25 protein-coding genes and 1 tRNA gene are annotated in these 21,407 nt (G+C 62.7%); 16 read left to right on the forward strand and 10 right to left on the reverse strand.

Annotated elements, in window-relative coordinates; genetic code table 11:
- The first annotated feature begins 17 nt into the window (after nt 1-17).
- The gene (locus tag ACR30Z_RS12070; RefSeq protein ID WP_434372755.1) at nt 18-1,325 is read left to right on the forward strand and encodes a M18 family aminopeptidase; all 1,308 of its coding nucleotides are present in this window, start codon (nt 18-20) and stop codon (nt 1,323-1,325) included.
- Between the two features lie 220 nt (nt 1,326-1,545).
- Entirely contained in the window at nt 1,546-2,949 is a 1,404-nt protein-coding gene (locus ACR30Z_RS12075) for an amino acid permease (RefSeq protein WP_144648918.1), read from the forward strand.
- A gap of 94 nt (nt 2,950-3,043) precedes the next feature.
- On the opposite strand, the gene ACR30Z_RS12080 is transcribed toward ACR30Z_RS12075, so the two are convergent.
- Both ACR30Z_RS12080 and ACR30Z_RS12085 read right to left on the reverse strand, forming a co-directional pair.
- The gene (locus ACR30Z_RS12080; RefSeq protein ID WP_434372756.1) at nt 3,044-3,703 is read right to left on the reverse strand and encodes a DUF1345 domain-containing protein; all 660 of its coding nucleotides are present in this window, start codon (nt 3,701-3,703) and stop codon (nt 3,044-3,046) included.
- Nucleotides 3,704-3,712: 9 nt separating this feature from the next.
- On the reverse strand, nt 3,713-3,877 hold the full coding sequence (locus ACR30Z_RS12085; RefSeq protein ID WP_434372757.1) for a hypothetical protein: 165 nt from the start codon (nt 3,875-3,877) through the stop codon (nt 3,713-3,715).
- A 118-nt stretch (nt 3,878-3,995) separates the two neighbouring features.
- Between ACR30Z_RS12085 and ACR30Z_RS12090 the strand changes: the two genes are divergently transcribed.
- Nucleotides 3,996-4,078: transfer RNA gene (locus tag ACR30Z_RS12090), tRNA-Leu, on the forward strand.
- Between the two features lie 87 nt (nt 4,079-4,165).
- Here ACR30Z_RS12090 and ACR30Z_RS12095 read toward each other — a convergent pair.
- Entirely contained in the window at nt 4,166-4,504 is a 339-nt protein-coding gene (locus ACR30Z_RS12095; RefSeq protein ID WP_144648917.1) for a YnfA family protein, read from the reverse strand.
- Between the two features lie 231 nt (nt 4,505-4,735).
- On the opposite strand from ACR30Z_RS12095, the gene rpsF reads away from it, so the two are divergent.
- The 4 genes from rpsF to rplI all read left to right on the forward strand — a co-directional run bounded on the left by rpsF (nt 4,736) and on the right by rplI (nt 6,512).
- Nucleotides 4,736-5,041, forward strand: coding sequence for a 30S ribosomal protein S6 (rpsF, locus tag ACR30Z_RS12100; RefSeq protein ID WP_011776755.1), 306 nt, complete (start codon nt 4,736-4,738; stop codon nt 5,039-5,041).
- Between the two features lie 50 nt (nt 5,042-5,091).
- Nucleotides 5,092-5,673: a single-stranded DNA-binding protein gene (locus tag ACR30Z_RS12105; RefSeq protein WP_144648914.1), complete on the forward strand. Its 582-nt coding sequence runs from the start codon at nt 5,092-5,094 to the stop codon at nt 5,671-5,673.
- Nucleotides 5,674-5,801: 128 nt separating this feature from the next.
- Nucleotides 5,802-6,041, forward strand: coding sequence for a 30S ribosomal protein S18 (gene rpsR / locus ACR30Z_RS12110; RefSeq protein WP_003800144.1), 240 nt, complete (start codon nt 5,802-5,804; stop codon nt 6,039-6,041).
- An 18-nt stretch (nt 6,042-6,059) separates the two neighbouring features.
- The gene (gene rplI / locus ACR30Z_RS12115; protein ID WP_017197273.1) at nt 6,060-6,512 is read left to right on the forward strand and encodes a 50S ribosomal protein L9; all 453 of its coding nucleotides are present in this window, start codon (nt 6,060-6,062) and stop codon (nt 6,510-6,512) included.
- 161 nt (nt 6,513-6,673) lie between these two features.
- On the opposite strand, the gene ACR30Z_RS12120 is transcribed toward rplI, so the two are convergent.
- Entirely contained in the window at nt 6,674-7,096 is a 423-nt protein-coding gene (locus tag ACR30Z_RS12120) for a DUF1801 domain-containing protein (protein ID WP_144648913.1), read from the reverse strand.
- Nucleotides 7,097-7,154: 58 nt separating this feature from the next.
- Here ACR30Z_RS12120 and ACR30Z_RS12125 point away from each other — a divergent pair, with 58 nt between their 5' ends.
- The gene (locus ACR30Z_RS12125; protein WP_434372761.1) at nt 7,155-8,006 is read left to right on the forward strand and encodes a PhzF family phenazine biosynthesis protein; all 852 of its coding nucleotides are present in this window, start codon (nt 7,155-7,157) and stop codon (nt 8,004-8,006) included.
- 2 nt (nt 8,007-8,008) lie between these two features.
- On the opposite strand, the gene ACR30Z_RS12130 is transcribed toward ACR30Z_RS12125, so the two are convergent.
- Nucleotides 8,009-9,556, reverse strand: a complete 1,548-nt coding sequence (locus ACR30Z_RS12130) for a DUF6297 family protein (protein ID WP_434372763.1) — start codon at nt 9,554-9,556, stop codon at nt 8,009-8,011.
- Nucleotides 9,543-10,220 carry an ABC transporter ATP-binding protein gene (locus tag ACR30Z_RS12135; RefSeq protein WP_434372765.1) on the reverse strand — a complete coding sequence of 226 codons (678 nt, stop codon included), beginning with the start codon at nt 10,218-10,220 and terminating at the stop codon, nt 9,543-9,545. Before ACR30Z_RS12135 ends, ACR30Z_RS12130 begins: the two co-directional genes overlap by 14 nt.
- Before the next feature lie 214 nt (nt 10,221-10,434).
- On the opposite strand from ACR30Z_RS12135, the gene ACR30Z_RS12140 reads away from it, so the two are divergent.
- From ACR30Z_RS12140 to ACR30Z_RS12155, 4 genes are all read left to right on the forward strand, one after another.
- A complete protein-coding gene (locus ACR30Z_RS12140) occupies nt 10,435-10,809 on the forward strand; it encodes an iron chaperone (protein WP_434372766.1) in 375 nt (124 codons plus the stop codon).
- Nucleotides 10,802-11,551: a class I SAM-dependent methyltransferase gene (locus tag ACR30Z_RS12145; RefSeq protein ID WP_434372767.1), complete on the forward strand. Its 750-nt coding sequence runs from the start codon at nt 10,802-10,804 to the stop codon at nt 11,549-11,551. The genes ACR30Z_RS12140 and ACR30Z_RS12145 overlap by 8 nt, the downstream gene beginning before the upstream one ends.
- A 121-nt stretch (nt 11,552-11,672) precedes the next feature.
- On the forward strand, nt 11,673-12,572 hold the full coding sequence (locus ACR30Z_RS12150; protein WP_144648857.1) for a diacylglycerol/lipid kinase family protein: 900 nt from the start codon (nt 11,673-11,675) through the stop codon (nt 12,570-12,572).
- A gap of 59 nt (nt 12,573-12,631) precedes the next feature.
- Nucleotides 12,632-13,369 carry an ANTAR domain-containing protein gene (locus ACR30Z_RS12155; protein WP_434372768.1) on the forward strand — a complete coding sequence of 246 codons (738 nt, stop codon included), beginning with the start codon at nt 12,632-12,634 and terminating at the stop codon, nt 13,367-13,369.
- A 5-nt stretch (nt 13,370-13,374) separates the two neighbouring features.
- Here ACR30Z_RS12155 and ACR30Z_RS12160 read toward each other — a convergent pair whose 3' ends face one another.
- Nucleotides 13,375-14,262 (reverse strand): hypothetical protein, encoded by an 888-nt coding sequence (locus ACR30Z_RS12160; RefSeq protein ID WP_434372770.1) that lies wholly within the window; start codon nt 14,260-14,262, stop codon nt 13,375-13,377.
- A 133-nt stretch (nt 14,263-14,395) separates the two neighbouring features.
- Nucleotides 14,396-14,797: a hypothetical protein gene (locus ACR30Z_RS12165; protein ID WP_434372772.1), complete on the reverse strand. Its 402-nt coding sequence runs from the start codon at nt 14,795-14,797 to the stop codon at nt 14,396-14,398.
- 125 nt (nt 14,798-14,922) lie between these two features.
- Between ACR30Z_RS12165 and ACR30Z_RS12170 the strand changes: the two genes are divergently transcribed.
- A complete protein-coding gene (locus tag ACR30Z_RS12170; protein WP_144648855.1) occupies nt 14,923-15,216 on the forward strand; it encodes a DUF4287 domain-containing protein in 294 nt (97 codons plus the stop codon).
- 80 nt (nt 15,217-15,296) lie between these two features.
- A complete protein-coding gene (locus ACR30Z_RS12175; protein ID WP_144648854.1) occupies nt 15,297-15,746 on the forward strand; it encodes an SRPBCC family protein in 450 nt (149 codons plus the stop codon).
- Nucleotides 15,747-15,750: 4 nt separating this feature from the next.
- Here ACR30Z_RS12175 and ACR30Z_RS12180 read toward each other — a convergent pair whose 3' ends face one another.
- Complete coding sequence (locus ACR30Z_RS12180) at nt 15,751-16,740, reverse strand: hydroxymethylglutaryl-CoA lyase (RefSeq protein WP_434372774.1); 990 nt, start codon at nt 16,738-16,740, stop codon at nt 15,751-15,753.
- Complete coding sequence (locus tag ACR30Z_RS12185; protein ID WP_434372776.1) at nt 16,737-17,987, reverse strand: CaiB/BaiF CoA transferase family protein; 1,251 nt, start codon at nt 17,985-17,987, stop codon at nt 16,737-16,739. Before ACR30Z_RS12185 ends, ACR30Z_RS12180 begins: the two co-directional genes overlap by 4 nt.
- 135 nt (nt 17,988-18,122) lie before the next feature.
- Between ACR30Z_RS12185 and ACR30Z_RS12190 the strand changes: the two genes are divergently transcribed.
- Nucleotides 18,123-18,893 (forward strand): ABC transporter ATP-binding protein, encoded by a 771-nt coding sequence (locus ACR30Z_RS12190; RefSeq protein ID WP_144648851.1) that lies wholly within the window; start codon nt 18,123-18,125, stop codon nt 18,891-18,893.
- Nucleotides 18,893-21,403, forward strand: coding sequence for an ABC transporter permease (locus ACR30Z_RS12195; RefSeq protein WP_434372778.1), 2,511 nt, complete (start codon nt 18,893-18,895; stop codon nt 21,401-21,403). Before ACR30Z_RS12190 ends, ACR30Z_RS12195 begins: the two co-directional genes overlap by 1 nt.
- The last annotated feature ends 4 nt before the right edge of the window (nt 21,404-21,407 follow it).

A 21,407-nucleotide genomic window follows, 5' to 3' on the forward strand; every position in this document is an offset into this window, starting at 1 on the left:
GGGCTAGACTCGGGGGCATGCCTTCGAATGCCTCCGCAGCAGTTGACCACATCCAGGACCTCGGCGCGTATGTATCGGCGTCGCCGTCGAGCTTCCACGCCGTGCACGAAGCCGCCCGTCGGCTGGACGCCGCAGGCTTCACGGGACTGGACGAACTGCAGCCGTGGGACGGAGGAGCAGGCAAGTTGTACGTCATCCGCGATGGCGCGCTTATTGCCTGGGTGACCCCGGAGAACGCAGGCCCCACCACTGGTTTCAACATCCTCGGCGCGCACACGGATTCGCCGTCCTTCAAGCTCAAGCCCAAGCCCACCACGGGCAGGTTCGGTTGGCTGCAGGCCGGCGTAGAGGTCTATGGCGGACCGCTCCTGAACTCATGGCTGGACCGCGAACTGCAGCTGGCCGGCCGCTTGGTGTTGCGCGACGGTACCCAATACCTGACTGCCACGGGGCCGCTCCTTCGGTTCCCGCAGCTGGCCATTCACTTGGACCGGGGGGTCAACGACAATGGCCTGCACCTGTCCAAGCAGCAGCACATGAACCCCGTCTTTGGACAAGGCGATCCTGCCGGCGAAGATCTTCTGGCGCTGCTCGCCGCTCGCGTTGAAGGCGCCACCGTTGATGCTGCTGATATCGGCGGGTACGACGTCGTGGTGGCAGACACGCAAGCACCCGCGGTTTTCGGGGCCAAGAGTGAGTTCTTCGCATCGGGGCGTATGGATAACCTTTCCTCCACACACGCTGGCCTGGTGGCGTTGATAGCGCACGCTTCTGCGGTACCGGCAGATGGCCCCATCGCGGTTCTGGCTGCCTTTGACCATGAAGAGATCGGCTCCAACTCGCGCTCCGGCGCCTGCGGCCCCATCCTTGAAGACATCCTGGTGCGCATCTCCGACGGCCTCGGCGCCTCGGTGAGCCAGCGGCGGCAGGCCCTGGCGGCGTCGTTCTGTGTTTCTGCGGACGCCGGCCACGCAGTCCACCCGAACTATGCGGAGAAGCATGATCCCGCGAACAAGCCGGTGTTGAACGGCGGGCCGTTGTTGAAGATCAACGCCAACCAGCGTTATGCCACGGATGCCACAGGTGCTGCGCTCTGGGCACGGCTGTGCGATGAAGCGGACGTTCCGTACCAGGAGTACGTCTCCAACAATGACCTCCCCTGTGGTTCCACCATCGGACCCCTGACCGCCACCCGCCTCGGAATCCGGACGGTGGATGTGGGTATCCCACTGCTGTCCATGCACTCGGCGCGGGAGCTGTGCGGCGTGGAAGATCCCAAGAGCCTGGCCACGGTGGCGGAGCTGTTCTTCCGCACTGCCGTCTAGGCTGAAGCCTCAAACAGTCATTTCAGGGGTATTACGGAAGTTTCCTATAGAAAACTTCGGATGCCTCAGGGTTTACATTTTGTGCATCGTCCCTGTTTGGGGATCAGCAAAATGTTCAGTTGCACAGGATTCGGGGCCGTGCAGCAGGCTAGCGTGAACTAGTCATGTGGCCAGTGGCACACACCGTGGCCAACCCCAAACTAAAGGACGGCGCCGATCCATGCACGCTGACCAACAGCTTTCCAAGTCCCTCAAGCCCCGACACCTCTCCATGATCGCCATCGCCGGCGTCATCGGAGCTGGCCTTTTCGTTGGCTCCGGGGCTGCCATTCAGCAGGCCGGTCCGGGCATCCTGGTGGCCTACCTCGCCGCCGGCCTGGTGGTCATCCTCGTCATGCGCATGCTTGGCGAGATGGCGGCAGCCAACCCCGAGACGGGCTCGTTCTCCACCTATGCTGACAAGGCACTTGGCCGCTGGGCCGGATTCAGTATCGGCTGGCTCTACGCCTGGTTCTGGATCATCGTCCTGGGCATCGAGGCCACGGCCGGCGCCGCCATCATGCACCGCTGGGTTCCCGGCGTCGACCAGTGGATCTGGGCACTTGTCCTCATGGTCCTCCTGACACTGACCAACCTCGGCTCCGTGAAGTCCTACGGCGAGTTCGAGTTCTGGTTCGCGTCCATCAAGGTGGCCGCCATCGTGATCTTCCTGCTGGCCGGCATTGCCGCTATCCTCGGCCTCATGCCCGGTGTTTCCGCGCCGGGCGTCGCCAACCTCCTGGATCAGGGCGGCTTCATGCCGAATGGTCCTGGTGCCGTCCTTGCGGGCATCCTCGTGGTGGTCTTCTCCTTCTTCGGTGCGGAAATCGCCACCATCGCCGCCGGCGAATCCGAGAACCCCGTGGACGCCGTCAAGAAGGCCGTGAAGTCCACCGTGTGGCGCATCCTCATCTTCTACATCGGCTCCATCGCCATCGTGGTCACACTCCTCCCGTGGAACGACGCCTCCGTGGCCAAGAGCCCGTACGTCGCCGTGATCGAGCTCTACGGAATCCCCGGCGCCGGCACCATCATGGACATTGTTGTCCTCACCTCGGTGCTCTCTTGCCTGAACTCGGGGCTCTACACCGCCAGCCGCATGCTGTTCTCGCTCTCGCAGCGTGGCGACGCTCCCAAGTCCTGGATGAAGATCTCCAAGCGCGGCGTTCCGGCTGCTGCAGTCCTCGCCTCCACCGTGGTGGGGTTCATCACCGTAGGCCTGAACTACATCGCCCCGGACACCGTGTTCTTGTTCCTTGTGAACACTTCGGGCGCCATTGCGCTGTTTGTGTGGCTGGTTATCGCGTCCTCGCAGCTGATCCTGCGCCGACGGATGGGCGCAGCCGCCAAGGACCTTGACCTCAAGATGTGGTTCTTCCCGTACCTCACGTGGATCGCCATTGGCAGCATCGTGGCGCTCATCATCGGCATGGTCATCCTCGAATCCACCCGTGAGTCGCTCTTCCTGTCGCTGGCCTTGGCTGCCGTTGTGGTGGGCATTGGGGTATGGCGGTACCGCAAGCGTGGTGCCACCCCACCCGAGGCGACCACCGCAGAAGCCGAGCGCGCCAACATCGGTTCCTGACCGGCGTCGTCCGGGCCCTTTAACAGCGGGGCAGCTTCCGTCAACGTTCGACGGCGGCTGCCCTGTTCTGTTGTGGAAGGCGCCTCGTGAGGCGCTACTGCGCCAGCCCAATGACCAGATTGATGGTCACGGCGAGGATGACAGTACCGAACAAGTAGGACAGCAGGCTGTGTTTCAACGCCTCTACCCGGATCTTGTGGTTTCCAATGTTGGTGTCCGAGACCTGATAGGTCATCCCCAGGCTGGTAGCCAAGTAGGCGAAATCCGTGTACTGCGGGAGTCGGTCCTGGTTGAAGCTGATGCCACCCACCTCACCGCCGGCGTCGGATTCCGGGCTGTAGTAGAGCTCGGCATAGCGAAGAGTGAAGAGCGTCTGGACGAGCATCCAGGACAGCGCAACGCAAGCGAGTGCAAGCCCGCCCGAGTACAAGCGGGTTCCCGTGGCCTCCGCATGTGAGTTGACGATTACCGCGGCCACTGCGGCGAGGCTGGCAAGATTCGCGACGAGGATCAGCAGGTCCGTGGTTCCGCGGGAAGGATCCTCGGACGTTGCGTGCTGCTGGGTTTCACTTGGATCCAACCGGGCGATCACCAGCCACACCCAAGCCACATAGATCAACGCGGCAACCGCCCAACCGACGGCCGGGGCGTCCACCCAATTGCCACTGAGGCCCGTGGCGATGACTGCCGCGGTGCTGGCCACCACCATGACGATGAAGCGCAACCGTGAGCGCCTCACTCTGACTGGGCTCATTTGTACGCCCTAACCATCGGTGTTGTGCTCGGCCGTGTCGACGGTGCCCCGTTTCTTGTCGGCCAGGAGGATGCCGTCCCGCACGCCGGATCGGATCACGAAGTAGAGGGCATAGAGCGCGATTGCGGCGAAGACGACGGTCAGGACCATGGTGTTCAGGGGTGTGGCATCCATGCGCCTACCCTAGCGGGCCGCCATGAAGACATCCGGAATCCACGGATTGGCCTCCTTCGTGTTAGTGTCTTTGTCGCTGTCGAGGAGAAAAACGAAACACCGTTCTCCTGATCACCTTGCGCGGGTGGCGGAATGGCAGACGCGCTAGCTTGAGGTGCTAGTCCTCGAAAGGGGGTGGGGGTTCAAGTCCCCCTCCGCGCACAAAGAAACCCCCGGAAGGTCGCCTTCCGGGGGTTTTCCAGTTCCCGATGTGAGCGCGCGGCCTATGCGCCCGGCTTATGCGGCGGCCTATGCGCCCGGCCGGGGCGCAAACATGATGACGCCCACGCCAACGAGGCAGATGGCGGCGCCGATGACGTCCCAGCGGTCCGGCCTGAACCCATCCATGAGCATCCCCCACGCAAGCGAGCCGGCAATGAACACACCGCCGTACGCGGCCAGGACCCGGCCGAAGTGGGCATCCGGTTGGAAGGCTGCGAAGAAGCCGTAGATGCCCAGTGCCACGATGCCGAGTCCGGCCCACCACCACGCCTTGCCCTCACGTACTGCCTGCCAGATGAGCCAGGCTCCGCCGATCTCTGCGACGGCAGCCAACACGAAGAGGACGATGGACTTCAGGACGGTCATGAGACCAGTATTCACTGGACCGAGGCTGGGTTATCCACATACGCCGTTCAGAGGGTTTCTGCCACGCATGCCGCCGAATAGCTTTGAGTGCAGGAGATGCACTAAGATATTGAAGTCTGTGTTGCGCCCTCCTTCCGAGTCTTCGGCGGGGGAGCGAGCCACAGCATCGCAAATGAACCTCCTGTTACGGAAATACCGTAACCGCTTAGCCCAAAGGAGGTGGGTTCACATATGCGTCCTTACGAATTGATGGTAATCATCGACCCCGAGGTCGAAGAGCGTACCGTAGAGTCGTCGCTTCAGAAGTTCCTCAATGTCATCACCACAGATGGTGGAACCATCGAAAAGGTTGACATCTGGGGCCGTCGCCGTCTGGCGTACGACATCAAGAAGAAGTCCGAAGGTATCTACGCCGTGGTGAACTTCACCGCTGCACCGGCTACCGCCAAGGAACTTGATCGCCAGCTGTCTCTCAACGAGACGATCATGCGCACCAAGATCATCCGCCCTGAAGACCAGAAGGTCGTTGCTGAGTAATCAGCCCCTTCCAGATCTTTACCCCGCAGGAACGAACAAGGAGGCAGTAGATGGCAGGCGAAACCACTATTACGGTCATCGGTAATCTCACCAATGACCCGGAGCTGCGGTTCACCCCGTCTGGCTCGGCAGTAGCGAACTTCACCATCGCTTCTACTCCCCGGACCTTTGACCGCCAGTCCAATGAGTGGAAGGACGGGGAAACCCTGTTCCTCCGCGCATCGGTATGGCGCGAAGCAGCCGAGAACGTGGCCGAGTCCCTCACAAAGGGCATGCGCGTCATTGTTTCCGGCCGTTTGAAGAGCCGTTCCTACGAAACCAAGGAAGGCGAGAAGCGCACCGTTATCGAGCTTGAGGTCGATGAAATCGGCCCCAGCCTGCGTTACGCAAACGCCAAGGTCAACCGTACCCAGCGCTCCGGCGGTGGCCAGGGTGGCTTCGGTGGCGGTAACGCCGGTAATTCCGGTGGCTTTGGGGGTGGCGCTCCTGGTGGAAACCAGGGCGGCGGCAACTCCGGTGGAGCCTGGGGCGGCAACCAGCCCGCACAACAGCAGGATGACCCTTGGGCTACGCCCGGTGTCAGCAATGCTGGCGGCTGGGGCAACGGCCCGGATTCCGAACCTCCCTTCTAAACAAAAAATAAAAGTCCGACGCCGGACACTCACCGGAACTGCCGAAAGGCACCTCGGTGACGACCGCCGTCGAACACCACCATCCCGTGGATCAATATCCACGGGCTCCATAGAAAAGGAGCTCCACGATGGCTAAGGCTGAACTCCGTAAGCCCAAACCAAAGTCCAACCCCTTGAAGGCCGCTGACATCACTGTCATCGACTACAAGGACGTAGCATTGCTGCGCAAGTTCATCTCCGACCGCGGAAAGATCCGCGCTCGTCGCGTTACTGGCGTTACCGTTCAGGAACAGCGCAAGATCGCCCAGGCAATCAAGAACGCCCGCGAAGTTGCTCTGCTGCCTTACTCCGGCGCTGGCCGCGGCTAAGGGAAGGGATTAACTAACATGGCAAAGCTCATTCTGACCCACGAAGTAACCGGTCTCGGTGCTGCTGGCGACGTTGTCGAGGTCAAGGACGGTTACGCACGTAACTTCCTGCTGCCCCGCGGCTTCGCTCTGACCTGGACCAAGGGTGGCGAGAAGCAGGTTGAGTCCATCAAGGCTGCTCGTGCCGCTCGTGCGCACGCTTCTGTTGAAGCTGCACAGGCACAGGCCCAGGCTCTGTCCTCCAAGAAGGTCAAGCTCGAGGTGAAGGCCGGCGAGTCCGGTCGTCTCTTCGGCACCGTCAAGCCTGCTGATGTCGCTGCTGCTGTTGAGGCCGCTGGCCTCGGCGCCATCGACAAGCGCAACGTTGAACTGCCGAACCACATCAAGTCTGTCGGTTCGTACACGGCCAACGTTCGCCTGCACGAGGATGTTTCTGCTGTCATCGACCTCGAGGTCGTTGCAAGCAAGTAGTCTCTGACTGCAAAGAAGGCCCCCGCTACCGGATTCCGGTGGCGGGGGCCTTTTTTCTTCCCCACAGTCCTCCGCCGAGATGCCATTTAATGGCAATGTTGCGGCACCGGATTGTCATCAAACGCCATCTCGGCGAGGGGTGGGGCTGCTCGGGGGACCGGCTACGGCGTGTGGTACTCCGACATGACGTGCTGGTAGCCGGTGCGGATCATCTCGGCCAAGACACCCCTGTCCACGTCATCGAGCTTGGTGACATAGAGGCAGGCCGTGCTGGTCTTGTGCTTGCCGAGCTCAGGGAGCAGCCTGTCTGCGTGCGGGCCTTCGGTGACGCCATAGAGCACCAGATTGGCCTTGCGCGGTGAAAAGCCGACGGCGGCGGCGTCACCCTCGCGGCCACTGTCGTATTTGTAGTGATAGCTGCCGAATCCGACGATGGTCGGACCCCACATGACGGCTTCCTGGCCTGTGAGCTCACGCATCATGTCCAGCAATTCGAAGCCGTCTGCCCGCCGCGTTGGGTGCTCCACAGCGGCCAGGAATTCCTCCACGGATACGTCCGTGGGCTGCGTCTTGTTCTCTGCCATGATGGTAGTTTCGCAGACGCGTGGCATGCCTGCCAGCACCCGATGATAGCCTGCAGCGGTGACTTCAGAAGCCCTCCGCATCCGCCCGTTCCACCAAATTGACGTGTTCTCCGAGCAGCCGTACCTCGGGAACCCGCTTGCCGTCGTCGTTGATGCCGAAGGCCTCAGCAGCGAGGCCATGCAGCACTTTGCCAACTGGACCAACCTCTCGGAAACCACGTTCCTCCTGCCAGCCACGGATCCGGCTGCGGACTACAAGGTTCGGATCTTCACGGGCAGCGAGGAGTTTCCCTTCGCGGGCCACCCGACGCTTGGGTCCGCACACACCTGGCTTCAGGCCGGGGGAGTGCCCAAGACTGAAGGCGTCCTGGTTCAGGAGTGCGGTGCGGGCTTGGTTCGTGTCAAGCACGACGCCGGTCGCTTGGCTTTTGCTGCGCCGCCACTGACGCGCTTCGAACCGGTAAGCGACGCTGTCCGCGTTCAACTCGCGGCCGGGCTGCGGCTGCCGGAGGAGGCACTGGTAGACGCATCGTGGCTGGTCAATGGCCCGCAGTGGATCGGTGTGCTCCTTGAATCAGCTGAACAGGTGCTGGCGATCCAACCGGATCTCGTTGCCATGGGTGACCTCAAGGTTGGCGTGATCGGCCCGCACCAGCCGGATGCCGACGTCGATTTCGAAGTCCGTACGTTCATTCCCGGCGATGCCATGGTGGAGGACCCGGTGACAGGCAGCTTCAACGCCGGGGCGGCCCAGTGGCTGATCGGCAGTGGGCGGGCTCCGGACGAGTATGTCGCTGCGCAGGGCACGGTGCTGGGCCGTGCCGGGCGCATCCACGTCAAGGCTGAGGGTGGGGAGATCTGGATCGGCGGAGCGTCGGCCACGTGCATCCAAGGCACGGTGTTGCTATAGAGTCAGCTGCGTTTTGGCCGCGTCAGCACAACCAGCAGGACGATGCCGACACTGATCGCCACTTGCACCAGCATCACGGATATCGGAACGTAGCCGAGATACAGGGCGACCAGCAGCGGAACCATCGCCAGGATTGTCACGTCCAGCCCTCGAAGCAGCGAACCCAGCTGAGCGCGGGGAACTGGGCCGAAAGGGGTTTCTACTGGCGGCGCCGACCAGTCCGGTGGTGTTCGTGTTGCTGAGCGGAGGGACCCGGCACCCATACAGAATCCTGCCACGGCGCCTACTCCGATCAGGGCGGGGTTAGCGGCACCAAGGAGGACCAAGAGCGCACTGAGCACCGCCATCCACGCGGCCATCGCCACGCACGGCATGAGCGTCCGGCTGGTCCGCACCAATGCCGGATGCAGGGGCAGCAGTGCGTCGAGTTCAGGAACCAAGGCCGTCTTCCGCGCCACGGTACCCATTCCGGAAGACGTCGCACAGCCTGCAACCACGATGACGGCCAGCTGGGCGAACTCGGGCAGGCCGCCGTCGACAAGGAGAATCGCGATGCAAGCGGCTATCCACAGAAGCGGCGGAGAAAGCGGTGGATTGAGCCGGAGGAAGGCCACTACGTCGGCGCGGATCTGTGCCCGAAGCGGGCCACGCACAGGGCGGGCGAAGAACGCGGCTGCCCTGCCGCCGTCGACCCTCTTTTGACCGCCACTGAGAGCGCGCAGCACCTCATTGGAATCCATCATGAACAGTGATGCGCCGGCATGACCGGCCACGGCGCCGCCGCGAACCAGCTCGTGGCCGCGTACCTCGCCTGCGCGCGGCGCTACGCTGCCCAAGAGTCCGACGGCGGCAACGCCTGCCAACGCTGTTGGCCACGGAGACGACGACAACGCCGGGAGGACCGCGCACGCGAGCAGGGCAGCCGTCGTCACCAACCGCCCCACCCGGGGACCCAATGAACCGAGCTGCTGCATGGCCGCCAAAGTGATCGCCAGGACAGCGGCCGCACCGAATGTGAGCGCCGCAAATATGTGTTCCAGAGGAGTGCGGTCAACGCTGGTCACCAAGCTGAAGGGCAGGTAGGTGATCGCCGATCCGGCCGCGGCAAGGCCCACTTTGCGGAGGAACCGCGGAAGGACCATGGGACGGCGGTCGATCGGAAGGGTTAGCCACCACGTGCTCTCGGGTCCGTTGACGGTGACAGGTCCCAGCTTCCGCGCGAGGTTGCTCATGACGAGGAGAGCAGCAAACGTCACGGATGTCCACAGCAGGGGCTCCGGAATGGCAAGCCACTGCTCCCGGATGATGCTGGTGGATGTCGACGCGCGGTCCGCGAGTTCGTTGCGGAGGGCCAGGACGAAGGAGGCAGCGATGGTGAGGGAGACAGCTATGCCGAGGGCCCAACTATAGGCGTCGACGAACCGGTCACCCCACGAGATCCGGCTGCGTTTGTAGCGCCGGGAGGATCGGTGGGTAAAGCGCACAAGGTCAGCAGCTATCCGGCGACTCTCCTGTGGGCGTTCAATGGTGAGTACGTCAGGACCCGGCAATGATCGAAGCCCCCTGCTCAGGGTCGAATTCCTGGACTTCTTCATCAATGACCAAACACGACGACGCCGTAGCGAGCAGCAATTGCGGATCGTGGGTCACCAGAACCACCGCGCCGCCGTCCTTGGCGTGCTCGGCGATGCGCTCACCGAGGGCTGTCCGCATCCGTGGATCGAGCCGCTGTTCCGGCTCATCAAGGATCAGGAGCGACGACGGGCGGATGAGTCCGGCGGCAAGCAACAGCCTGCGCCGCTGGCCGGATGAGAGGGCATCGGGGATTGCGTGCGACCTGCCCACAAGCCCGAAGAACTGGAGTTCTTCCTCCACGCGCCCTTCGGGGTCATCAAGCGAGTGTCCGCGGGCGATGAGGAGCAAGTGTTCGCGCACAGTGAGGGAGGGGAAGAAGAGGTCGTCATCGAAGACCGCGGACACTTGCCTGCGGAATGGCACGGCGTCGGGATCGATCAGAAGCCCGTGGACCTTCACGTCTCCTGCCAACGAAGCCTGCCGGCCCGCGATGGTTCGAGCCACCGTGGACTTGCCCGCGCCATTGACGCCGACGATTCCCAAGACCTCACCTGCGTCCACTGACGCAGAAACTTCACCGCACACCGGAGCCCCGGCATACCCGACCATCAAGCCTTCGGCTTCCAAGACTGTCCCCATGCTGCAACCCTACCGGCGGGATTGGCACCGCCCGTCTGCAGCGTTTAGCGTGAGTCCTAGGTCAGCATCCGATGCTTCCGCGAACCGTGAGGTCCACGCATATCGGATCGGCATGCGCAGGGCCTTTGGGGCCGCACGAGAGGACATGACCCGGTCGATAGGTGGCCGCTTTCCGGGGGAGAGCCAGTCAGCAGCAAGCAAAGGGTGGACGTACATGCAACACGCATCGGTTGACGCCTACATTGCGGGGCAGCCTGCCGCCGTCCAATCGGTCCTCCAGAAGATTCGCAGGAACATCCACGAATCGATACCTGGTGCAGGTGAAATGATCAGTTACGGCATCCCTACCGTCACCCTTGACGGGCATTACGTTGTGTACTTCGCGGCATGGAAGCACCACATCTCGATCTACCCGGTCCCACGTGGTGACGGCACCCTGGACGCTGAGCTGGAACCGTACCTTGCAGGGAAAGGGACCCTGAAGTTCGTCCTGGCGAAGCCGATTCCCTACGGATTGATCGGTCGCGTCGCCGCGCAACTCGCGGCGGAAGGGCCGGCGAAGAACAAGAATGGGGAAACTGATGCGTGAATTTGAGGCCTTGGTAGACGAGGCCGTTTCAGCCGACGTGAACGGCTGGGGCTTCGATTGGCTGGAGGGCCGGGCCACCGAAGAACGGCCGTCATGGGGTTTTGCCAAACTCATGTCCCACCGCTTGGCCGCGGTCCACAGTGCGCTTGATCTGGACACGGGCGGCGGGGAAGTGTTGTCGGAGGCCGCAAGGTTTCCGCAACATATGGTCGCCACCGAGGGATGGCCTCCCAACGCTCGGCGTGCCCGGGAGTTGCTGGGCCCGCGCGGGGTAGAGATTGTTGAGACCACAGCCGATGCCCCGCTGCCGTTCACGGAAGGGGCGTTCGAGCTGGTGACCGCGCGGCACCCCGTCCGCCCGGATTGGGACGAGATCCACCGTGTCCTGGCTCCGGGTGGCCACTATTTCGCCCAGCATGTGGGGGCGGCTTCTGCTTTTGAACTCATTGAGTACTTCCTCGGACCGTTGCCTGAACAGCGGAAGGGCCGCGAGGCCCAGGGGGAGGCGCAAGCGGCGGAAGCGGCGGGGCTCACCGTCACGGATCTTCGCACTGCCCGGTGCCGCATGGAGTTCTTCGACGTTGGTGCGGTGGTTTGGATCCTTCGCAAATGTGTGTGGTGGGTTCCCAACTTCAGTGCCGAGCACTACATGGACAAGCTCCGGGAGCTGGATCAACAGCTGAGATCAGGCCAGCCCTTCGTTGCCCACTCCACCCGGCATCTGATCGAGGCCCGCCGCTAAGGGTTGGCGGCCGCGTTGTCCGGAACCTGAGTCAGGTTCGCCGAGTCTTTGCGAATAGTATGGGAACCTCCGAGGGTAACAACCGCCTGTAAGGGACCTCGCACTGAACCAGGAGCACATCATGGATTCTGCCCGGACCTTTGAGTCGATCGTCATCATTTTCAATCCCAACAGCACAGGCGATGCGCCCGAGCTGGCGCAGCAGCTGCACGATGATCTCAAGGATCTCCTCAGCTACGAGCCCAACATCACCCTCCAGCCCACCGAACACGCCGGCCATGCAGTTGATTTGGCGCGGGAAGCAGCCGCCAAGGGCGGGGACGTGCTGGTGGTTTCAGTGAGCGGCGATGGTGGGTACAACGAGGTTGTCAACGGTGTCATGCAGGCCGACAACCCGCAGGCTGTCTGTGCAGTCCTTGCCGCGGGCAACGCTAATGACCATAGCCGGATTATTGGGACCAAGCCCTTGGAAGAGGCCATAGCGGAGGGCCGTGTCCACAACATTGACCTCCTGCGGATCCACACTGGCCAGAAGGAAGACGACCCCCATGAGTACGCACACTCCTACATCGGGTTCGGCCTCACCCCCGTAGTGGCAACCGAGCTCGAAAAGGGCAGCAAGGGTGCGCTCAAGGAAATGGTCACTGTCATCCAGACCTTCTCCAAATTCGAGCCCTTTGCCATCCGCCAGTCTGACGGTAAGCGACGTAAGTTCGACAGCCTGGTTTTCGCCAACATTAACGAGATGGCCAAGTACGCCACGTTGAGCGAGGCGGAAACCATTCCTTCGGACGGAAAATTCGAAGTCATTGTCTTTCCCCACATGCCCAAGTGGCGCGTACTGTTGACCGCCTTGCGGGCCACCACCCAGGGCTTGGGTGACCAGCCCAGTGTGAGCAGCTACGAATTCACCACGTTAAAGCCTTTGCCGTACCAGATTGACGGCGAGGTGAAGAGTGTCGAAGCCAACGTCAAGGTCAGGGTGGAAAGTGCTCCGTCAGCTTTGGCTATTCTTGGCTAGCGTTCCCGTCCTCCCCGGCCTGCTTGTGGCCTGCTGCCGCTTCTTCTAGATTTGACGTCATGGTGGCCGAAGAATGGGCGGAAGATTTTGAACAGCTCGTTGACCTGATTGGTGGGACCGAGGACGTCAAAGCGTTCCTCGACGGGCTGACTGGTTTCGCCGCGGGCACTGTGAGCCGGGCTACCAAAGCACGGATCGAGTGCGCCGTGACATTGCGACGGCGGAAACGCACGGCAACGATCGGCGGCAGCAGCGAGCGGGCCGTGATGCTGGACAAGATTGAGCAGTCGTTGGGGGAGGGGCCCTGCGTGGACGCCTTGGATAGCGGCGTTCCCGTGCTTCTGGGCGATGTTCATTCGGACCCCCGGTGGCCGGACTACTCCAAGGCGCTCATCGCCGAGGGAATCCATAGCGCATTGGGCGTCCCCATGACGTTGCCGGATGATTCTGCGGCCGTGCTTAATTTTTTCGCGCCGGAGCCGGGGCTGTTCACGGAAGGCGTGGTTGCCGACGCTGTGCTGTTCGTCGAAATGGCAAGCAAGGCCATGCGATTGGCCATCCGGCTGGCAGCATCCGACCAGCGCGGGGATGACCTCAAGGCGGCGATGGAGAGCAGGACCGTGATCGACCTGGCCTGCGGAATGATCATGGCCCAGAATCGTTGCAGCCAAACCGAGGCCTTCGACGTCCTCCGCCGGGCTTCCAGTGACAGGAACCAGAAGGTTTACGCTGTGGCACTGGAGATGGTGGCGCGTGTTTCCGGGCAGCAGCAACCGGCCGCCCACTTTGATGACTGAGCCGATCATCCCTCAACGCAGGCGGCCGTAACGAAGTCGTAGATCCGGCCACGAAGTTGGTCCGGGGCTGGAACCTTGACCAATCCTTGGCGGCCTTCCACCTGCACCCGCAAGGGCAGGAGCGTCCCCACCTTGTCCTCGGCCACAGCGTGCGGATCACAGCGCGCAGGCCGGATTCGCAGCGCCAGTTCTTTTGCGGGGTCGCCGGACGAGACGGCGACGTTGCGGGGCCAGGGATCGGTGGGCGGCTCCGCCAACAATGTTGTCCCGTCAATGCCCTCGATTGTCATGATTTGCGGCGACCCGGCCGCCATCGCCGGCGTGATGAGAAGACGTACGACGGCGGTGCGACCGTCTGGGGCCACCTCCAGTTCGGGGGCCAAGACGATGGTTGCGACGGCTGCGGCGTCCGCTGCAAGGCACAACTCGCCGGCATTTCTGGGCAGGACGCCGAACGGATCGGAAGCATCCATGGTGGCATCGCCTGGGTCTTTGCCCGGTCCGGCAAAGTTAAGAGTGGCCCGGAGTGGTTCTGCGGAACTGCCGGTTGATGCCCCGCAAGTCGGGGCCGGGAGCCTGGCGGGAAGGCTCTTGGGCTGGCCGGGCGGGAGTATCAAGTTCTCGCGCGGCTCCCATGAAATGTCGCCGTCGAACAGGGCAGACGTCAGCCTCGCAGAACTTACCGTCAGCGGCGAATCTGTGGTGTTGGTGAGCTGTAGCTGGATTGCCTGCTTGCCGTACTGGTCCCTGGATTGGTTGACCTCCACTGTGATGGCTTGGGAAGTTCCGGTGGTTTGCGACCGTGAGTCACCGGAATTGCACCCAGCCAAGAGTGGCAGGGTTGATCCAAGAGCCATGCAAGCGGCAAGCGGTAGCCACTTTTGGTGCGCCATGCGATCAGTGTAGGCAAGCAGGTCACCATGGGGCTGCGGACATGGTGTTAAAGTCCGGAACCAGAAGGTCATAAACCTCAGCGGAATCGAGCTGGAGCAGGGTCCGAGCCATCGGGGAACATCATTCGACCTCCTAATACTTGGAAAGAAGAAGCGAATACTGCAAATAGATATGGAGCCCCCGGCCGCCGGAATCGGCGATTCCTGTGCAGGTCTTTCGCAGCGTCCACAGGTTCATGGGCTCGCAGCGTTCCGACGCCAAACCCATCTCGGCTGCAAGCGATTGTGCAGTGTGCGGGGGCTTGATATCTACCACCATTTCCCGCCAACAACCTCCCGATCCACATCCCGTGGAGATCAGCCCGGCTTGGCTGGGTGGCGGAACAGCGTGGAAGGCCGCGTCGGGTGGGACTGCTCCTTCATCGATGGCTGCCCAGAGAACAGAGCCGAGCCATGCAATAGAGACCAGGGCCAGAGTGAGCACTGAAAGCTTTACTGCACGCTGACGGGTTTGCGCGTTGCGTCTTCGAGTCATAGATTCCCCCAAATCGGAGACCTTAGACTACACGGCGGTAAGGCACTGATTCCCCGGGCATGGGTACGATATCGGCACGTACGCATGCAATTCCTCCATGAAGTTGAAGATGAAAGGCGACACTGATGTCGTTCCAGGCCTACCTCGACGCCATTGAAGACAAGACCGGACTGACTCCTCGGCAGCTGGTGGACATCGCGGATAGCAAGGGTTTCAAGGACCCGTCCGTCAAAGCAGGCACCATCCTTGAATGGCTCAAAGCCGACTACGATCTGGGCCGGGGCCACGGGATGGCATTGGTGCATGTCATCAAAAAGGGGCCCAAGATCGACAGCAAGCATGTGGGATCGGACGGCACGCACCGGGATGAATCGGACACCCTGTGGTTGGACGGCAAGGCCAGTAAGCCGGGCACGTAGGAAGGGGCTGTGGCCAGCAATCGATAAGCATGCTTAGCTTAAGGCCATCGCCACGGCCACCCGTGTCAGAAGGGATCCACATGTCCACAGTGACCCAGGTATTCGATGTTCCCGCGGCCCACGTTTGGAAAGTGATTGCTGATGGGTGGCTCTACTCCGGCTGGGTGGTGGGTGCCTCGCGGATCCGCGCCGTGGATGACCAGTGGCCGCAGACCGGTTCCAAACTCCATCATTCCGTGGGAGCCTGGCCCCTGTTGATCAATGACAGCACCAGTGTCACCGGTATGGAACCCGGCAGGGAACTTGTGCTGCTGGCCAGGGGCTGGCCGATGGGGGAGGCCAAAGTGATCATCACCCTGGAAGACCTCGGAGGCTCTCAATGCCGCGTCTCCCTAGGTGAGGACGCGGTCAAGGGCCCCGGCAAGCTGGTACCCAAGGCCCTCAGGGACCCCATGATTGGAGTCCGAAACCGCGAGACCTTGAAACGGCTGGAGCTCATGGCCAAAGGTGGAGCGGGACGGCAGAACTAGAAAGCTATATGCCGGGTTCGGAAATGGTGGTGGTGACCAGGAAATGGTTCCCCACGACCCAATCAAAGGCTTCAGCCCGGGAGCGGGCACCTTGGGCGGCCTTGGAGCGGTTCGGTTCGCCCAACTCTTCCAGCAACTTCTCGGACAGGACTACCAGCTCGCCGAAGACCTCGGGCGTCAGCCATTCGGGACGGGTGGCGAACAAGATGTCTTCGCTGGAGGTGTTGCCGCTGGCGCCGGGCGCGAACGGGCAGCCTCCCAGCCCACCGAGGGCACCGTCCACCATGGCAGCGCCCGCTTGGATGGCCGCCAGGGTGTTGGCAACGCCCAGCCCCCAGGTGTCGTGGCCGTGGTACACGATCCGCCGGGCAGGGGACTCGTCGCGCACGCGGGAGATCAGGCGGGCAACCTGGGCCGGAACAGCCTGCCCCAGGGTGTCGCAGATGACGATGTCCGTGGTGCCTTCAGCGCGGGGATCGTTGGCGATCGACAGGATGCGCTCCTCCGGGACGTAGCCCTCGAAGGGGCAGGTGAAGGACGTCGCGATGCACAGCTGAATCCGGCCATCCACTGCTCGCGCGTACTCAACAGCCTCAGGCAGTGCGGCGAGGCTTTCGTCCGTAGTCCGCCCGATGTTTGCTTTGTTGTGCGAATCCGAGGCAGACAAGCAGTACTGGAAGTTCCGCGCTCCGGCGGCGGATGCCTTGGCCACGTGGCCCGGTGTCGCCACCCAGATCCAGCACTTTTCCAGTTCCTCCGGGCTGAGCGCCTGGACCACTTCCAGCGTGTTCGCCATGGTGGGCACCAGATCGGCCCGCGCCATGGAGCCGAGTTCGATGGCGGGTACGCCCAGACGCAGCAGCTCGCGGACTGTTTCGATCTTCTGCTCCGTAGGCAGGAGCTTGCCCGTGAGCTGGAGACCGTCGCGCAGGGTGACATCCCGAAGGATGGCACGGCCCAGTGTTGCAGCAAGGGGACTTTCGAAGCGCTTCATGGTCGGAGGGCCTCCTCGCGGCCTGAAGCCGCATCGATCTGTGCGGCATCCATGTTCAGGAGTCCGCCAAGAATTTCTCGCGTGTTTTCGCCTAGGTCGGGGCCGAGGTTCCGGATAGGCAGGGACTGGTCCCCGATCACGGGAACAATCCCGGGGAACCCCACTCCGGGCAGAATTTCCTCGCCCGTGGAAACGTCGAACTTCTGAATCATGTTGCGGGCGGCGTATTGGCTGTCCGTGCTGATGTCGGCGGCTGTGTAGATGGGACCTGCCGGGACGCCGGCCGCATCCAGGGCAGCCAAGGCATCGGCAGCTGAAAGCGCGGAGGCCCATTCGCCAATGGCCTGATCCAGCTCTTCACGCTTCGCCCAGCGCCCGGCATTTGTTTGGAGCGACGTGTCCTCGGCCAGGTCCGGGCGGCCGATGGTCTGCATGTACCGCTGGAAGATTGAGTCCCCGTTGCCGGCCACCACGATGCTGGCGCCGTCCTTGCACACGTAGGCGTTGGAGGGAGCGATCCCCTCCATACGGCCACCGACACGCTGCCGGTCCACGCCGTAGGCCTGGTAGTCCGGGATCAGCGATTCCATCATGGAGAACATGGCTTCGTTCAGCGCGACGTCGATGATGCGCTCGGTGAGCGGAACAGCGCCAGCCGAGTCCCGGCGTCGTGCTTCACGCTGGTAGAGGCTCATCATGGAACCGAAGGCGGCGTACAGGCCTGCGATCGAGTCTCCAATGGAGACGCCCACGCGTACGGGGGCCCGGTCCGGGTCACCGACCAGGTTGCGGAAGCCTCCGTACGCTTCGGCGACGGCGGCGAAACCGGGCCGCTCGGACAGCGGCCCCGTCTGTCCGAAGGCGGAAATGCGGGTGACGATGAGGTCTGGGTTGGCTTCGTTGAGGACTTCGGGACCGAGTCCCCACTTTTCCAGGGTGCCAGGCCGGAAGTTCTCCAGCAGGATGTCGCACTTGGCCACAAGTTCCAGCACTGCCTGCTTGCCCGCCGCCGTGCGGAGATCCAGCACCACCGACTTCTTGTTGCGATTCAGGGTGCGGTAAAGCATGGAGGTATTGCCCTTGTGCAGGCGCCAGTTACGCAATTCGTCGCCGGTGCCGGGCCGCTCCACCTTGATGACCTCAGCTCCGAAGTCGGCCAGCAGCCTGCCGGCGGTGGGCGCGGCGATGTAGTTGCCGAGTTCCAGGACCCGGACGCCGTCCAGCGGGGCGATTGTTTGGTGTGTCATGGTCTTCTTTCGTGCGTGGCTGGAAAGAGCAGCAGATGGAAACTCCTTACACTCTGGCACGGTATAGCCAGCTCCACCATCGTTACGGTGGTTGGCAGGATGGGTAGACGAGTTCAACCGCCCTAGCGTTGAAACATGACTTCCCTTCTTCCTGGCATCGCCCAAGCGACGCATCAAACCGCCGAGGTGCTCAGCCTCGAATCCATCGTCAAGGTCTACGGCTCAGGGCCGCAATCAGTCACCGCGCTGGATGGTGTGGGGTTCACCCTGGAACGGGGAAGCTTCACAGCGATCATGGGACCATCCGGCTCGGGAAAGAGCACGTTGCTGCACTGCGCAGCGGGTCTGGACACCCCCACGAGTGGGTCGGTGCGGCTGGGCGGCACAGAGATTTCGGGCCTGTCCAAGAAGGTGCTCAGCGCATTCCGGCGCGACCACGTGGGCTTTGTCTTCCAGGCATACAACCTGTTGCCGGCTCTTTCTGTTGAGGAGAACATATGCCTGCCGCTGCTGCTCGGCAACAAGTCCGTGGAACCAAGCTGGTTGGACTTCCTGTTGGACTCTGTGGGCTTGGCCGAGCATAGGTCCCGCCGCCCTTCCGCGCTCTCCGGTGGACAGCAGCAGCGGGTTGCGATTGCCAGGGCGTTGATCACCAGACCGTACGTGGTGTTCGGTGATGAACCCACCGGGGCCTTGGATTCCCGCTCCGCCAAGCAGGTGCTGGATTTGCTCTCGCACACCGCCCGAGAGCTTCACCAAACGGTGGTTGTTGTGACACACGATCCGGTAGTGGCTTCCCAGGCAGACCGGATCCTCTTCCTCGCCGATGGTGCCTTCGCAGGACACCTCGACGGCGCCACTCCGGCGGAAATCACCCGCCGGATGACCTCACTGGGGGAATGGTGATGGCCAACAAAAACCTCAGCTTCAACCGACTGGTCCGCGCCGATCTCCGTCAAAACCGCATCAGCTTTGCGGGGGTAGCGGTGTCGGTTTTTGTCGCCACCATGCTCATGACGGGCCTCGGCGTACTCATCGAGTCCGGCCTTCGTGGCGGCTTGGTACCCGAACGCTACTCAGCGGCCGATGTGGTGGTTGGCGGCAAACAGTCCCTGTCGATCTACGGGGACCTCCCGGTGCCATTGATTGAACGCGTTTTACTTCCGGCTGGAACTGAGCAGGAGATCTCCAAACTCCCGGGGGTCGCTTCCGTAGCTGCGGATGTCACGGTTCCAATGGCGTCCGCAGAGCGCCGCATCGATGCACATCCTTGGTCCGCATCGTCCATGAGCGGGTTCGGGATACGGGAGGGGCGAGCCCCTTCGGCGGCTGACGAAGTGGTGCTGACAGAGTCCACGGCTGCAGCAATCGGCGACATCGTCCCTCTGGCACACGGCGGAATCCGTGCCGAATACCGGGTTGTGGGCATCGCCGCTGCGCCGGTAGAACCAGTACGGGCGGAACACGCCTTTCTCAGCGAGGATAGGATCGCGCAACTGGATCCGCGTGGCGGCGCCGCGCAAGTGCTGGGTATCGCCGCCGCTGAGGGCACCGCACCCGTGGCGCTCGCGGCGGACATCGCCGCCAAGTTCCCAAACCTCAGCGTGCAAACCGGAGACGCCAGGGGTGATGTGGAGTTCCTCGACTCCGGGGCGGCCCGCTCCTCACTGGTAACTGTCGGTGCGGCTTTCGCAAGTACGTGCCTGCTCGTGGCGATGTTCATTGTCTCAAGCACGCTGTCCCTCTCCATGCAGTCCCGGCGCCGGGACTTCGCCCTGCTGCGTGCCGTCGGAGCAGAACCCGCCCAAGTGCACCGTCTGGTTGCCAGGGAAGTGTTCGCGGTGGGCCTCGTCGCCGCAATCCTTGGTGCCGCGCCAGGCTATCTGCTCGCCACTGTGCTTCAGAGTGCATTCGTGCAAGCCGGCCTCATCCCAGGTGACTTCGCGCTCGCGTTCAGCCCGCTGCCGGCTCTGGGTGCCACCATCCTGGTGCTCGTCGCCGGCTGGAGCGCAGCCAGGATCGCGGCCAGGCGCCCCGCCCGGATCGACCCCGTGGAGGCGCTGCAGGAAGCCGCGAATGGTCCAGTATCGATCGGTCGCGCGCGGCGTATCACCGGTATCGCCTTGGGCGCGGCAGGACTGTTGCTCTCGGCGGTGCCATTGGCCGTAAGGGGACAGAGTGCCGCAGGTGCGGCAGCGGGGGCCGCGATCATCCTCATCATTTCGCTCGCTCTGCTTGGACCCGTACTGGTTGCCTTCGCCGTTCGTTGGATCGCCTCGTTGTTTCACTGGAAGTCGGCTTCCACCTACCTCGCCTCGGCCAACAGCGCGGCCAACGCGCCTCGGCTCGCCTCGGCAATCACGCCCATAGCCTTGGGGATCTCATTGGGACTCGTCCAAATCGGTGCGCCCTCCATCCTGGCCAATGAGGCGAACCTTCAGGCTCAGGCGGGCGTCGTTGCCCAACTGCGTGTGAGCGCCCCCGGCGGTCTTTCGAACGAGCGCGTGGAGGACATCGCGGCGACACCCGGTGTTGCCGTGGTTAATCCCGTAACCGTGAGCCAGGCGGTGCTCCAGCAGGCCGTCGCGTACGGAGACCAGCCGCCCAGCAGTTCCGGTTTCGTTCTGCAGGGCATTCGTCCACTGGCCACAGCAGGAACCATGGACCTGAAGGTGCAGGAGGGATCCTTGGAAGCCCTCACAGGAGACCACCGGATCGCCCTGAGCAGTAACGCGCGGCAGGCACTTGGACTCAACGTGGGCGACGACGTGGCTGGCTACTTTGGTGATGGCGCGCCGGTGGAGGCAACGGTGGTGGCAATTTACGAACGCGGGTTGGGATTCGGCGATGTGACCATGTCCAATGACGTGGTGCGTTCCCACACAGCCTCAGGGCTTAACGGGTTTGCGCTGGTTGGGACCGGCGACGATAGTGATGCCACGCGTCAGGTGTTGTCGGATTCCGGCTTTGAGGTGAGTGGTGGCAGCGGTTTGGGCGCGGCCGGTGCGGCGGAACGGTCGCAACAGGGGTGGGTGAGCGTGGTGGCTCTAGTGGTGATCCTTGGCTATATTGCGATTGCCGTGGTGAATACCCTCATGATGGCCACAGGACAACGATCACGCGAGTTTGCATTGATGCAGCTCATCGGAGCCAGTCGAAGGCAGGTCCGCGCCATGATGCGGAAGGAGTCCTTGATAGTCGCAGTACTAGCAGTGATGTTCGGTGTCGCCATTGCCGTTCCGCCGCTCGTAGGAATGAGTGTCGGCATCAGCGGGCATCCGCTCCCGCACCTCTCGGTGCTCCCGAGCCTCACCGTGATCGGGTCCATGTGCGCACTGGCAGTGATCGCTGTTGCCGTGTCCACCCGTTCTACCTTGCGGAGGCGACCCATGGACGAGATCGGGTCGCGGCAGTAGGGGC

The organism is Paenarthrobacter sp. FR1, assembly GCF_051106045.1.
In the GTDB taxonomy this organism is placed as follows: domain Bacteria; phylum Actinomycetota; class Actinomycetes; order Actinomycetales; family Micrococcaceae; genus Arthrobacter; species Arthrobacter nitroguajacolicus_A.

Bases quoted from the DNA above. Each gene is read 5' to 3' on its own strand.
- ACR30Z_RS12105 (WP_144648914.1), top strand. From the start codon at position 5,092: ATGGCAGGCGAAACCACTATTACGGTCATCGGTAATCTCACCAATGAC.
- ACR30Z_RS12160 (WP_434372770.1), bottom strand. From the start codon at position 14,262: ATGGCGCACCAAAAGTGGCTACCGCTTGCCGCTTGCATGGCTCTTGGA.
- ACR30Z_RS12070 (WP_434372755.1), top strand. From the start codon at position 18: ATGCCTTCGAATGCCTCCGCAGCAGTTGACCACATCCAGGACCTCGGC.
- rplI (WP_017197273.1), top strand. From the start codon at position 6,060: ATGGCAAAGCTCATTCTGACCCACGAAGTAACCGGTCTCGGTGCTGCT.
- ACR30Z_RS12185 (WP_434372776.1), bottom strand. From the start codon at position 17,987: ATGACACACCAAACAATCGCCCCGCTGGACGGCGTCCGGGTCCTGGAA.
- ACR30Z_RS12135 (WP_434372765.1), bottom strand. From the start codon at position 10,220: ATGGGGACAGTCTTGGAAGCCGAAGGCTTGATGGTCGGGTATGCCGGG.
- ACR30Z_RS12120 (WP_144648913.1), bottom strand. From the start codon at position 7,096: ATGGCAGAGAACAAGACGCAGCCCACGGACGTATCCGTGGAGGAATTC.
- rpsF (WP_011776755.1), top strand. From the start codon at position 4,736: ATGCGTCCTTACGAATTGATGGTAATCATCGACCCCGAGGTCGAAGAG.
- ACR30Z_RS12095 (WP_144648917.1), bottom strand. From the start codon at position 4,504: ATGACCGTCCTGAAGTCCATCGTCCTCTTCGTGTTGGCTGCCGTCGCA.
- ACR30Z_RS12080 (WP_434372756.1), bottom strand. From the start codon at position 3,703: ATGAGCCCAGTCAGAGTGAGGCGCTCACGGTTGCGCTTCATCGTCATG.
- ACR30Z_RS12085 (WP_434372757.1), bottom strand. From the start codon at position 3,877: ATGGATGCCACACCCCTGAACACCATGGTCCTGACCGTCGTCTTCGCC.
- ACR30Z_RS12155 (WP_434372768.1), top strand. From the start codon at position 12,632: ATGGTGGCCGAAGAATGGGCGGAAGATTTTGAACAGCTCGTTGACCTG.
- ACR30Z_RS12180 (WP_434372774.1), bottom strand. From the start codon at position 16,740: ATGAAGCGCTTCGAAAGTCCCCTTGCTGCAACACTGGGCCGTGCCATC.
- ACR30Z_RS12140 (WP_434372766.1), top strand. From the start codon at position 10,435: ATGCAACACGCATCGGTTGACGCCTACATTGCGGGGCAGCCTGCCGCC.
- ACR30Z_RS12175 (WP_144648854.1), top strand. From the start codon at position 15,297: ATGTCCACAGTGACCCAGGTATTCGATGTTCCCGCGGCCCACGTTTGG.
- ACR30Z_RS12190 (WP_144648851.1), top strand. From the start codon at position 18,123: ATGACTTCCCTTCTTCCTGGCATCGCCCAAGCGACGCATCAAACCGCC.
- rpsR (WP_003800144.1), top strand. From the start codon at position 5,802: ATGGCTAAGGCTGAACTCCGTAAGCCCAAACCAAAGTCCAACCCCTTG.
- ACR30Z_RS12165 (WP_434372772.1), bottom strand. From the start codon at position 14,797: ATGACTCGAAGACGCAACGCGCAAACCCGTCAGCGTGCAGTAAAGCTT.
- ACR30Z_RS12145 (WP_434372767.1), top strand. From the start codon at position 10,802: ATGCGTGAATTTGAGGCCTTGGTAGACGAGGCCGTTTCAGCCGACGTG.
- ACR30Z_RS12075 (WP_144648918.1), top strand. From the start codon at position 1,546: ATGCACGCTGACCAACAGCTTTCCAAGTCCCTCAAGCCCCGACACCTC.
- ACR30Z_RS12195 (WP_434372778.1), top strand. From the start codon at position 18,893: ATGGCCAACAAAAACCTCAGCTTCAACCGACTGGTCCGCGCCGATCTC.
- ACR30Z_RS12170 (WP_144648855.1), top strand. From the start codon at position 14,923: ATGTCGTTCCAGGCCTACCTCGACGCCATTGAAGACAAGACCGGACTG.
- ACR30Z_RS12150 (WP_144648857.1), top strand. From the start codon at position 11,673: ATGGATTCTGCCCGGACCTTTGAGTCGATCGTCATCATTTTCAATCCC.